General features: G+C 35.6%; 13 protein-coding genes and 1 pseudogene. 5 read left to right on the top strand and 9 right to left on the bottom strand.

The features are described 5' to 3' along the window. Nucleotides 1-16: 16 nt before the first annotated feature. The 8 genes from UZ34_04955 to UZ34_04920 all read right to left on the bottom strand — a co-directional run bounded on the left by UZ34_04955 (nucleotide 17) and on the right by UZ34_04920 (nucleotide 6,847). On the bottom strand, nucleotides 17-1,540 hold the full coding sequence (locus UZ34_04955; GenBank protein AKO64728.1) for a ubiquinone biosynthesis protein UbiB: 1,524 nt from the start codon (nucleotides 1,538-1,540) through the stop codon (nucleotides 17-19). After that, nucleotides 1,537-2,112, bottom strand: coding sequence for a hypothetical protein (locus UZ34_04950; GenBank protein ID AKO64727.1), 576 nt, complete (start codon nucleotides 2,110-2,112; stop codon nucleotides 1,537-1,539). The genes UZ34_04955 and UZ34_04950 overlap by 4 nt, the downstream gene beginning before the upstream one ends. After that, the gene (locus UZ34_04945; GenBank protein AKO64726.1) at nucleotides 2,109-2,843 is read right to left on the bottom strand and encodes a ubiquinone biosynthesis methyltransferase UbiE; all 735 of its coding nucleotides are present in this window, start codon (nucleotides 2,841-2,843) and stop codon (nucleotides 2,109-2,111) included. The genes UZ34_04950 and UZ34_04945 overlap by 4 nt, the downstream gene beginning before the upstream one ends. Then, the gene (locus UZ34_04940; GenBank protein AKO64725.1) at nucleotides 2,830-3,186 is read right to left on the bottom strand and encodes a hypothetical protein; all 357 of its coding nucleotides are present in this window, start codon (nucleotides 3,184-3,186) and stop codon (nucleotides 2,830-2,832) included. Before UZ34_04940 ends, UZ34_04945 begins: the two co-directional genes overlap by 14 nt. A 4-nt stretch (nucleotides 3,187-3,190) precedes the next feature. Continuing rightward, nucleotides 3,191-4,036 (bottom strand): RNA polymerase factor sigma-32, encoded by an 846-nt coding sequence (locus tag UZ34_04935; GenBank protein ID AKO64724.1) that lies wholly within the window; start codon nucleotides 4,034-4,036, stop codon nucleotides 3,191-3,193. A 90-nt stretch (nucleotides 4,037-4,126) separates the two neighbouring features. After that, entirely contained in the window at nucleotides 4,127-5,035 is a 909-nt protein-coding gene (locus UZ34_04930) for a hypothetical protein (protein ID AKO64723.1), read from the bottom strand. Then, nucleotides 5,016-5,696 carry a cell division protein FtsE gene (locus UZ34_04925; GenBank protein AKO64722.1) on the bottom strand — a complete coding sequence of 227 codons (681 nt, stop codon included), beginning with the start codon at nucleotides 5,694-5,696 and terminating at the stop codon, nucleotides 5,016-5,018. Before UZ34_04925 ends, UZ34_04930 begins: the two co-directional genes overlap by 20 nt. Next, a complete protein-coding gene (locus UZ34_04920) occupies nucleotides 5,693-6,847 on the bottom strand; it encodes a cell division protein FtsY (protein ID AKO64721.1) in 1,155 nt (384 codons plus the stop codon). The genes UZ34_04925 and UZ34_04920 overlap by 4 nt, the downstream gene beginning before the upstream one ends. A gap of 54 nt (nucleotides 6,848-6,901) precedes the next feature. Between UZ34_04920 and UZ34_04915 the strand changes: the two are divergent. The 5 genes and pseudogenes from UZ34_04915 to UZ34_04895 all read left to right on the top strand — a co-directional run bounded on the left by UZ34_04915 (nucleotide 6,902) and on the right by UZ34_04895 (nucleotide 11,199). Beyond that, nucleotides 6,902-8,251, top strand: a pseudogene (locus UZ34_04915) (hypothetical protein). A 21-nt stretch (nucleotides 8,252-8,272) separates the two neighbouring features. Continuing rightward, entirely contained in the window at nucleotides 8,273-9,562 is a 1,290-nt protein-coding gene (locus UZ34_04910) for a zinc protease (protein AKO64720.1), read from the top strand. A gap of 526 nt (nucleotides 9,563-10,088) precedes the next feature. Then, nucleotides 10,089-10,565 carry a hypothetical protein gene (locus UZ34_04905; protein AKO64719.1) on the top strand — a complete coding sequence of 159 codons (477 nt, stop codon included), beginning with the start codon at nucleotides 10,089-10,091 and terminating at the stop codon, nucleotides 10,563-10,565. Beyond that, a complete protein-coding gene (locus tag UZ34_04900; protein AKO64718.1) occupies nucleotides 10,556-10,813 on the top strand; it encodes a ferredoxin in 258 nt (85 codons plus the stop codon). The genes UZ34_04905 and UZ34_04900 overlap by 10 nt, the downstream gene beginning before the upstream one ends. Continuing rightward, nucleotides 10,810-11,199 (top strand): glyoxalase I, encoded by a 390-nt coding sequence (locus UZ34_04895; GenBank protein ID AKO64717.1) that lies wholly within the window; start codon nucleotides 10,810-10,812, stop codon nucleotides 11,197-11,199. Before UZ34_04900 ends, UZ34_04895 begins: the two co-directional genes overlap by 4 nt. Here UZ34_04895 and UZ34_04890 read toward each other — a convergent pair whose 3' ends face one another. After that, the gene (locus tag UZ34_04890) at nucleotides 11,200-12,333 is read right to left on the bottom strand and encodes a molecular chaperone DnaJ (protein ID AKO64716.1); all 1,134 of its coding nucleotides are present in this window, start codon (nucleotides 12,331-12,333) and stop codon (nucleotides 11,200-11,202) included. Nucleotides 12,334-12,342: the final 9 nt, after the last annotated feature.

Genomic DNA, 12,342 nt, shown 5'->3' with positions numbered 1-12,342 from the left:
TTTCGAGGTTTATTTATTAAAAAAGAAAAATAATAATGAATAATTGAATGCACATCAATATAAAAAAAACAGCAATGATCCATTTCAAATAATTATTATTTTTTTTATGCCGCACATTTGAGAGCTCTTGTTTTGCTAATTGATTCGATAAATCAACTTGTTGATTTTTAAGCTCCTCATAGTGCGGTAGATTTTTTATTATATTGAGCCATTTTGGAAAATCTTTCTTTAACGATTTAACAAAGTGTTTAATACCCAGCTGCTCTTTAAGCCACTTTTCTAAAAAAGGCCTAGCTGTTTTCCAAAGGTCTAAATCTGGATTCAATTCTCGGCCAAGACCTTCAACATTTAATAATGTTTTCTGTAGCATTGTTAGCTGAGGTTGTATTTCCATATTAAATTGTCTTGAAGTTTGAAAAAGACGAATAAGTAATTTACCGAAAGAGATTTCTTTAAGAGGTTTATTAAATATGGGTTCACAAACAGCTCTTATCGCATTCTCAAATTCATCTACTGAAGTGTCTGATGGCACCCAATTGGAATCTAAATGAGCTTGAGCTACTCCTCGGTAATCGCGATTAAAGAAACAGACAAAGTTTTTAGCTAAATAATATTTATCTTCCTCGTTAAGGGTTCCCATAATTCCAAAATCCATAGCCACATATCGCCCATCTTTGGCAACTTGAATATTGCCTGGATGCATGTCGGCATGAAAAAATCCATCTCTAAAGACTTGTGTAAAGAAGATGGTGACCCCATTTTCTGAGAGTTTGATGAGATCTATTTTATTTTTTTTCAATACTTCGATTTGTGAGATCGGAATACCATCCATTGCTTCCATTACCATCACTTTTTCATGACAGAAATCCCAATACACTTTGGGCACAATTAATAATTTTTTATCTTTAAAGTTTTCTCCCAAGTGTTCACAATGACCAGCCTCCAGAAGGAGATTTAATTCAGATTTAGTGTGTTTTTCAAACTCATTTACCACCTCAACGGGTTTTAAACGTCTTCCTTCAGACCATAGGATTTTTAACAATCCAGCAATCCATTTAAGGAGTTTGATGTTATTTTTAACTTGCTCTTCTATATTAGGCCTTAAGATTTTAATGGCCACTTTCGAACCATCCATTAATTCTCCAAGATACACTTGAGCAACAGAGGCGCTAGCAATAGGCTGATCTGAAATATGCCTAAATATTTTTTCATAACCACCCGGATACGCCTCATTAAGAATTATTTTTGTTTCTCTAAAGGTAAAAGGCGGGACTTTGTCCTGAAGTTTTGCTAGCTCATTGGCAATATCGGTAGGTAACAAATCTCGTCTTGTAGATAACATTTGTCCAAATTTTACAAATATTGGTCCTGCTACTTCAAGAGCTCTTCTTAAGTTTTCGGATTTTGTCCCACTTTTAAAAATTCGCAATGGGAAAAGTAAATAGGAAAGAAATCTTACGTAAATATTAGTATTAAAAAATAAATCTAATTTATAGAATAGGGCGATGCCAATGAATCTTAAAAATTTAAAGACGGTCATTTAAAAATCTCATTATATTTACGTTGTAAATTTTCAAATCTTATTAAAAGCTCATCAACATCGTCATTAAATTCTTTTACTTGATAAGGCTTAGCGAAAACTTTATTTTCTTCTTGATAATATTCCACAGTTGTTTCCATTATATTTTTTGTAATATCACGGATTCGAGTGATGATTTTGTTCGATAGTCTTTGATAAAGTCCTGCAGCTTGGGGGCCTAGGTACCTATCTATCTCTAAAGTTAGATCCCACTCTAAGTTTTTTAAAACTTCGCTTAATTTTTTTGCTAATTTCATGTCACCTTGGATTTCAATATCATCAAGGTCTTGCTTTGTTATTATTTGAAAGATGGTTCTATTAGAAACTTTGATAGTTAAGCTTGGTTGCGACTCAGCATTTTTAACTAATGAGAGTGATCCGTCATTATTGATTTGCATTAACTGGATGACAAGATCATTGCCGTAATTCAATTCAACTACTTTTCCTGCAAAATTTAATAAATGGGGTTTTATCCAGTCGTTTTGATGAAGAATATGATTTACTCCATCGATCATTTTAGTTTTTACCATCATGATTTATATCCAGAGTGAACGGCGACTACTCCTGCAGATAAATTGGTGTACGAGGTTTTACAAAACCCTGCATCATTAAGCATGTGTAACAATGTTTCTTGGTCCGGGTGCATGCGAATTGATTCTGCTAAATATTGATAACTTTTTTCATCATTTGCAATTTGCTTACCAACTTTAGGAATGATCTTAAATGAAAAGAGGTCATAAATTTTTTCAAGTGAGGCGTGAATTTTAGAAAATTCAAGTATCACAATCTGACCTCCAGGCTTGAGACATCTGAATACTTCGTTTAAAACAGTCTGTTTGTTGGTCATATTTCTTAATCCAAAACCAATACTGACCACATTAAATGAATTGTCAGGGAATGGAATTTGTTCTGCGTTAATGAGCATGGAGGGAATCATTAAGCCATGATCAATAATTTTTTTTTGACCCTCTTCGAGCATGCTTTGATTTATGTCGCTGTGAATGATAGTTGCTTTTGGTCTCTTTTTTTTGAATAAAATTGACAGATCTCCAGATCCTGCCGCAAGATCTAAAATATGATCATTGTCTTTTATAGTAATATTTGTAGCAACATATCGCTTCCAAAAACGATGAAGCCCAAAAGACATGAGGTCATTCATTAAATCATATTTGGAAGCAACCGATGAAAAGACTTCTTTGACTAATGGTTCTTTTTCTTCAATGTCGATTTCATTAAATCCAAAATGCGTTTTATTTTTTTTCAAAATGTTGTTTCAGTTTTATTTGATAGTCTTGCCATAAAATATCATAATTTGATGCCAATTCATAAAGATAATCCCATGTATACAAGCCCGTATTGTGCCCATCGCTGAAAATCAGTTTGACAGCATAATTGCCAACAGGCTCAATAGCTTGAATTTCAACATTTTCTTTTCCTATCTGCAATACAGCCTCAGATGGGTGATGCCCTTGTACTTCTGCAGAAGGAGAATAAACTCTCAAAAACTCAGCTGAGAGCATGCACTCAGTGTTGTTGTTGAAGTTGATTTTTAGAAGCTTTTGTTCTTGATGATAATTAATTTCAACAGGGACGGGGGCAGCCACAATAAAACTACATTAAGCTTTTTAATTTTTTTAAAGCGTTTTGCTCTATTTGTCTAATTCTTTCTGCAGACACACCCAGCTCATCGGCTAATTCATGGAGTGTTTTAGATTTTTCTTCATTTAACCATCTAGATTTTAGAATGTAACGACTTCGCTCATCAATCGATTTAATCGCATTGGATAACGCTGAAAGATTATTAGATTCGGATTCTTTGGAAATTAATTGTTTAACTGGATCTGCATTTTCATCTTGCAGATAAGATATGGGACGAAATACATCATCTTCATTATCTTCATCTTGGTAGTCAAGAGCGATTTCATTGCCGTTAAAACGATATTCCATTTCTTTAACATCGGATTCTTTTACATTTAACTCTTTAGCTATTTCTTTTATTTCCTCTTGCTTGAGGGGTTGTAATGTTTTTTTCATGCTGCGTAGATTAAAGAATAATTTTCTTTGCGCCTTGGTGGTGGCTGTTTTAACCAAGCGCCAATTACGGACGACAAACTCTTGAATTTCTGCCTTGATCCAGTACATCGCAAATGAGACCAGCCTAACCCCTCGAGATGGATCAAATCGTTTCACAGCCTTCATTAAACCAATATTTCCTTCTTGGACAAGGTCTGCCTGATTTAAACCATAGCCTGAATAGGAGCGAGCAATTTTTATTACCAGCCTTAAATGAGACATAATTAATTGTCGAGCCGCATTAAGATCATTTTCATCATGAAGTTTTTTTGCTAAATTCATCTCTTCTTGTTCGGTAAGCAAAGGAATCGCCTGTACCTGCTGTTGGTACAAGTCAAAGCTATCCAAAGACGGGCTTAAAGGTATGGTTAAAGCGTTATTCATAAAAATAATTTCCTTAATTTCTTTTGTTACTTTAGCACTCTATAACTAAGAGTGCTAATTTTAGATAAAAGTTCACTTAAAATCAATGATTTAACTATTATTTTTTACTTTTGATAGGGTGCGGTTTGTAGAAAAATATGAGGCGAGCCAACCGATGACAATAGTAAGAGTTATCATTGTCAAATAATGAGTGATGAGTAAATCATTAATGGAAATATTGAGGCCGAGTATAGACTCGATAACGTAGGCATAATAGTTAAAAATAAAGATCATCAACTTGATGATCGCTATTGCGACAACCGCCCCACCGATTCCATAAAAAATTCCTGTGTAAAGGAAAGGCCGTCTAATAAACGCATTTGATGCTCCAATGAGCTTGCTGACTTCTATTTCATCTTTAAATGATAAAGCTTGCAATCTAATGGTATTGCCAATGATGACAGCCAATACGCTTAATAATAGGATTCCTAAAAAGTTAATAATGAGTTCACCTAAAGATAAAATGGAATTCAGTTTGTTCACCCAAGCAGAGTCCAATAAAACATCATCTATGATGGCAAATTCTTTCAGTTCTTTGACAAGGTAATCAATTTCATTTTCATCCAGTGTTGCTAAGGATAAGTAGAAACTATCCGGTAGTGGGTTTCTTTCAATCAGACTATCCCCATCAATCATAATTTTTTTCTGTAATTTAACCCAAGCGTCTTCCTTTTTTTCAAAGGTCATTTTACTAACAATGGGTTGTTCTTTCAGGAAGCTGGTAAACGTTTTAAGGTCATCATCTTTATACTCGTTTATTAAAAAGATGCTTATTTCCGCAGAGTATTCAATTTGTGAAGAGGCTTGCTTTATATTTTCCAAAAAAAGTAGTGCAGACATTGGTAGGCAGGTTGTGATGCCAATAATGAGAAACATCACAAGGCTCCCTGCCTTGGCATAAAATAATCGGCGCAAGGCCACTTTAAATGCTTCGATGTGATTAAGCAGGTAGGTGATCATAAGGCTGTTGATTTAATTTGAGTTGTCCATTTTCTAGATGTATATGTTTAAAGCGCATAGGAATATTTGGCAGCTCGTGAGTTGAGATAATTACTGTGACCCCAACTTGTTGAAAGCTGAAAAAAATATTCATAATATCGTTTGCATAACCTTTGTCTAGGTTTCCTGTAGGCTCATCGGCAATAATAATACTCGGACGACACACAATCGCTCTTGCTATAGCCAAACGCTGTTGCTCTCCACCTGATAAAGTTATTGGCATCATTTTCTCTTTATTAAGCAGTCCAACTTTATCAAGAGCAGCCCTAATCCTTTTTTCTGCTTCCTCACCAAAGATATTGTGGACCGCTAATGGCAGGGCCACATTTTCATAGCAGTTTCTGTCATACAATAACTTATGATCTTGAAACACCATGCCAAACTTCTTTCTGATCCTATTGAGCGTATTATCTTTTGCTTGTGCAAGATTAAAATTTTCAAAGATGACTGTTCCGGATGATGGTTTTTCAATAGAGGACAGTACTTTTAAGAGTGTTGATTTGCCGGCACCAGAAGCTCCGGTAACAAACACTAACTCTCCAGGAAGTATTTCAAAGCTAATATTTTGAAGCGCCTCTCGATATCCAGGATACCTTTTATAAACTTGATCAAAGCGAATCATTCCAGCAAACCCTCTGCATAATCTTCAGCACTAAATATTTTAAGGTCATCAATTTTCTCTCCAACACCAATAAATCTTAAGGGTATCGGTTGTTCTTTTGCTATCGCAGCAACAATCCCTCCCTTAGCCGTGCCATCAAGTTTAGTCATGATTAATCCTGTTAATGAAACAGCCTCATTGAAAACTTTTATTTGATTGATGGCATTTTGACCTGTATTGGCATCTAAAACTAAGATGGTTTCATGCGGAGCTGTTTCGTCGAATTTTTGAATAACTTTTTTTATTTTAGCCAGTTCATCTATTAGGTGTTTTTGAGTTGGGAGGCGACCGGCAGTATCAGCAATAACAATATCTATACCCTTAGCTTTAGCTGACTGCATCGCATCAAAAATAACTGCACTTGGATCTCCGGTGTCTTGAGATATTACGGTGACGTTGTTTCGATCGCTCCAAACTTGAAGTTGCTCTTTTGCTGCGGCACGGAAAGTATCGCCAGCCGCAATTAAAACACTCTTATCCTCATCTAATAGAAGCTTTGTTAATTTACCAATAGTGGTCGTTTTACCAGCACCATTTACCCCTACAACCAGAATCACGAAAGGACTGGTTTCAATATGAATTAATGGTTTTTCTATGTGCTGCAAAAGCTCCGATAGGATTTTTTTAAGCAAACTTTTTAATTGTGCACCATCCTCTAACTTTTCCTTTTTTACTCTGTCTTTTAATTCAGAAATAATTTGTTGAGTGGCAGCATAACCAACGTCTGCTGCAATCAAAGTCATTTCAAGTTCATCATAAAATTCTTGATCAATATTTTTTGTAAATGACAAAGCAGACAAATTGCCACTAATGGCGTCTCTTGTTTTTTTTAGACCTTGCTTAATTTTTTCAGCAAATGAAAGCTTTTCATCTTTCTTAAGTGTGTCATCTTGATCTGCCGAAGGCTTTGTTTCAGTTTTTTTAGCTGGTTTTAATTGCGCCGCATCATTTTTTGGCTTGGTTTTTTTGTTAGACTCTTTTTCAAATTTTTTTGATTTTGTAACTGCAGGTTTTTTAGGCTCTGTTTTTAGCTTGTTTGTTTTTTTGATAGGTTTTGAATCAGTTTTCTTTGATTCATCACCTTTAAAAATTTTTTTTAGGAAATCAAACATAATTTCTTTATGGTGTGAGCGAACTAACTTTATGTTTAACGGTCATTGATAATGATTATAGCAAACATTAACCCTTATCATTTCAATATTATGCGAATTTTATTAAGTCTTTTTTCATTGTTATTTTGTTTTTCACTGTCAGCCGCTGTTCAAGAATTAAAACTTGAGAATGGCATGAGAATTATTGTTAATGAAGATCATAGAGCGCCTGTTGTGGTATCACAAGTCTGGTATCAAGCTGGTAGTATCGATGAAGTCAACGGCAAAACAGGTGTGGCTCATGTATTAGAGCATATGATGTTTAAGGGAACTAAGTCAACTAAACCGGGCGAATTTTCAGAAATTATAGCTCGTGCGGGCGGTAGAGAAAATGCTTTTACTGGCACTGACTACACTTGCTACTTTCAAACAATGGAGAAATCTCAGCTCGAACTGTCATTTAAGATGGAATCAGATCGAATGCAAAATCTTGTGATCTCAGCTGAAGAGTTTGACAAAGAAATTAAGGTTGTTATGGAAGAACGTCGCTGGAGAACTGAAGACAAACCTGAAGGAAAATTAAATGAAACATTTAATGCGCTAGCGTTTAAGGCTCATCCTTATGGAAGACCAATTGTTGGGTGGATGAATGATTTGGAATCCATGACATATGAAGATGCATTGGAGTGGTATAACAATTGGTATGCACCAAACAATGCCATATTGGTTGTCTCTGGCGACGTAAAACCAACAGAAGTTTTTGATTTAGCAAAAAAATATTTTGCTAAGCTGCCGTCCAAAGAAATACCTCCCAGAAAACCACAGTTAGAGCCAGTCCAAAAAGGAATGGTTCGGGCTGAACTGAAAGCAGCAAGCAAATTACCCATGCTCCAAATGGGTTATAAGGTTCCACTGCTTAGCAAAGAAGATGTTAATAACGATACAACCGCGTTTGCCTTGGAAGTTCTCGCTGGTGTTTTATCAGGAACTTCAACAGCAAGAATACAAAAAGAATTAGTGCAGTCTGGTAAATCACTCAGTGCTTATGCAAGCTATCCAATGTTGTCGAGAGGAGATGTTGGAACTTTCGAATTTGTTGTGACCTTGAATAATAATGTAGAGGTTAGTGATGTTGAAAAAATTATCAAGGCGGAATTAAAAAAAATAGCTAGCGAAGGAGTTACTGATCAAGAATTAGCTCGCGTGAAGGCTAATGTGATTTCAGGTGATGTTTATGAAAAAGATTCAATGTTCTATCAAGCAATGATTATCGGGCAGCTAGAAACAATGGGCTACTCATATAAGATCAAAGATGATTACATTGAAAATATCAAAAAGATTACATCTGATGATGTCAAAAAGGTTGTTGAGGAGTTTTTTAAAGACGACACCTTAACGGTTGTTCATCTGAAACCAGAATCGGTTTAAGTCAAGCTTAGGAGTTTTATGAGAGTTTTATTATCAATTTTTTGTTTATTTTTTTCATCGATTCTTTATGCAAATATCAACATCGATTTTTGGAAGACAGAAAATGGAGTCAGAGTATATTTTGTCGAATCTCATGAGCTACCAATTGTTGATATCAAAATTAACTTTGATGCTGGTTCCGCAAGAGATCCCAAGGGACAATATGGCGTTGCTAACCTGACAAATTACTTAATGTTACTTGGCGCCGGAGATTTGGATGAAAATCAGATAAGTAATCGTTTTTCTGATATCGGGGCTACCCTTGGAGGCGGCATCGACCGCGATCATGCTAAGCTGTCAATAAGAACTTTATCCGATAAAAAAATATTTTCTCAGGCAGTAGACACTTTTAAGCTTGTGCTGACAAATCCATCCTTTGCTGATGATGTGTTTGAGCGCGAGAAAAAAAGTACATTATCCTTAATTGATCAATCAAAAACTCAGCCTGATTCGTTAGGTAAGAATGCATTTTCTAAAGCACTCTATGGAGACCATCCTTATAGTCATCCTGAAGAGGGACTGACTGAATCAGTATCAAAACTAACTCGGAATAATATTATTGATTTTTACAATCAGTTCTACTCCTCTCAAAACGCATCTATTGTGATTGTCGGAGATTTAAGCAAAACCGAAGCACAAAAAGTTGTCAGTGATCTAACGTCGCATCTTAAAGATTATGGACATGTTCCAATTCCTGAGGTGACAGAAAATGATCCCCAAAATGTTTCGATAGAGCATCCGGCACAACAGGCCCATTTATTTTATGGAATGCCTTCAATGGTGAGATTAGATAAAGACTTTTATCCTTTGTATGTTGGCAATTACATTGTTGGAGGTGGCGGTTTTGTTTCTCGTCTGACTGGGGAGGTCAGAGAGAAAAATGGGTTGGTTTACAGTGTGTACTCTTACTTTATGCCATTAACTCAAAAGGGACCTTTTCAAATTGGCCTGCAGACCAAAAAATCGCAAATGAATGATGCTCTTAACTTGGTGAAACAGGTAATGAAAGATTTTATTGAAAAAGGACCAACCAAGGAAGAATTAAAAGATGCGAAGATGAATTTAATTGGTGGATTCCCTCTAAGACTCGATAGTAATAAAAAAATCGCTGAGTATATTTCAATGATGGCCATCTATAATTACCCCATTGATTATCTTGAAAGCTTTGCTAAAAATATCGATAAGGTGACCGTCGAAGATATCAAAGATGCTTTTCAAAGAAGGATAGATATGTCAAGATTCTCAACAGTTATTGTTGGGAATTCTTAAATCACAAGCTCAGTTAAAATTATTGCAGGGTCATTAAAAGGAAGAAATATTTCTTTTCATGACAATGAAAATACAAGGCCTACTTTAGGAAGGGTCAAAGAAACCTTATTTAGTTGGTTATCACCCTTTATTGATGGTGCTTCTTGTCTTGATTTATTTGCTGGTTCTGGAAGTCTGGGTTTTGAAGCTATATCAAGAGGCGCACAGGCCTGCCAATTTATAGATCATTCAAAAACAAATATTGAGCAAATAAATTTAAACATCAAATCACTCCAACTTGCAGATTGCACAACTGAGATTTCTGAATCACATAAATATGTAACTCGCACCAACCAAAGATATGACATCGTTTTCTTTGATCCCCCATACAAATCTAATTGCTATGATTGGCTAGACTTGGCATTAGAAAAATTATTAAAACCTGACGGTATAATATATATAGAATCAGCAACTAAAATTGAATTAGAAAATTTATGTATGATTCGTGAAAAAAAGACCAAAACTTTGTTTTATGGAATTTATAAATATGATCGATAAAATTATTTATCCTGGCTCATTTGATCCAATTACAAAAGGGCATGAAGATATTGTCAATCAACTACAGAACCTTGCATCGGTCGTTATCGTTGCTATTGCTGAAGATAATGATAAAAATTCTTTGTATAGCATTGATCAGCGACTAAATCTTCTAAATGAGTTATACCAAAATCATCAAAATATAAAAGTTATCTCATACTCAGGATTGACTGTTGATTTGGCCAAAAAAAATAATGTCAGTGTTATTGCAAGAGGTTTAAGAGATGAAATAGATTTTGCCTACGAGAGAGATTTGGGTGATATGAATCAAAAAATTGATGGGAGTATAAGAACAATATTTCTTCAATCTGATCCAACTTTAAGATCTATCTCGTCCTCCCTAGTGAGGCAACTTATTCATCTAAATAAAGACCTGTCTCCATTTTTATCAAAAAAAATTACTAATTTGATTAACGCATGGCGCTAAAAATTACAGAAGAGTGTATTAATTGCGATGTTTGTGAACCCGTTTGCCCAAATCAGGCAATCTTTATGGGCGAACAAATATATGAGATTAATCCTAATTTATGTACGGAGTGTGTTGGACATTTTGAGATTCCACAATGTGTGGATATTTGTCCCATTGACTGCATTCCAAAAGATGAAAAATATGTTGAGACAAATGACCAGCTATATCAGAAATACTTACAACTAAGTAAAAAGGAGTCTAAATGAGAATTTTACATACAATGCTGAGGGTAAATAACCTTGATGAGTCAGTTGAATTTTATAAGAATTTTTTTGGCATGCAATTATTGAGAAAACATGATTTTCCAGAGGGTAAATTTTCATTAGCATTTATAGGGTATGGGAATGAGCAAGATCATACGGTTATAGAATTAACTCATAACTGGGATACAAACTCTTATGATCTTGGCAATGGATATGGGCATATTGCCATTGAAGTCGATGATGCCTATCAAGTATGCGAGGAAATTAAATCAAAAGGAGGTAAAGTTGTGAGAGAGGCTGGTCCGATGATGCATGGTACAACAGTGATTGCATTTATAGAGGACCCCAATGGTTATAAGGTTGAGCTAATTCAAAAGGGAACGCATTAATTAATCAAAAAAGTCCCTTACTTTATCAACCCAACTTTTTGACCTTGGGCTGTGTTTTCCGCTATCAGCCTGATTTAGGTCTTCAAGTTCTCTTAAAATTTCTTTTTGTCTTTCGGTCAGTTTTACCGGAGTTTCAACGACCACATGGCATAAAAGATCACCTGTGTAATTTTCCCGAACAGGCTTAACACCTTTACCTTTTAGTCTAAAAGTTGCCCCTGTTTGGGTTTCTTGTGGAATTTTCATCTTTGCATTGCCACCTAGTGTAGGAATCTCAACATCTCCACCCAAAGCTGCTACTGAAAAACTTATCGGTAATTCGCAGTGTAAGTCAGCTCCATCTCTATCAAAAATGGCATGCTTTTTTAATGCAACAACCACATACAGGTCGCCAGATGGGCCGCCATTAACTCCAGCCTCACCTTCATTACTGAGACGAATTCTATCTCCCTCATCCACACCAGCTGGTATTTTTACAGAAAGCGTTTTAGATTCTTTAACTCTTCCTGAGCCTGAACAATCATTGCATGGATCATTGATGACCTTTCCAGACCCCTGACATTTTGGACATGTTTGTTGTACTGAAAAAAATCCTTGTTGCATTCTGACTTGTCCATGACCACCGCAAGTTCCGCACGTGGATGGTTGCGACCCTTTTTTTGCACCACTTCCTGAACATGTTTTACATTGTGACAACACAGGAATTCTAATTTTCTTCTCAGTCCCTTGTGCTGCTTCTTCAAGAGTTATTTCTATGTTGTATCTTAAATCTGCTCCTCGATAGACATTTGATTTTCCTGATCCTGATCGACCACCACCAAATATATCGCCAAAAATATCTCCGAAAGCATCTCCAAAATCTGAAAATCCGCCTTGAAAGCCACCTGGTCCTCCACCCATCGATTGATCGACGCCAGCATGACCAAATTGATCATAGGCAGATTTTTTTTGAGGGTCGCTTAAGATTTCATAGGCTTCCTTAACCTCTTTAAAACTTTCTTCCGCTTTTGGATTATCTGGATTTCTATCTGGATGAAATTTCATTGCAAGCTTTTTAAACGCTTTTTTGATTTCATCTCCAGATGCATCTCGGTTGAGTCCAAGAATTTCGTAATAATCTCTTTTTGAAGCCATATTTACCTA

This window comes from Methylophilales bacterium MBRSF5 (assembly GCA_001044335.1).
Taxonomy (GTDB): domain Bacteria; phylum Pseudomonadota; class Gammaproteobacteria; order Burkholderiales; family Methylophilaceae; genus BACL14.
Note: the sequence above shows the minus strand (reverse complement) of the source record. Positions and strands in the feature narration are given on the sequence as shown.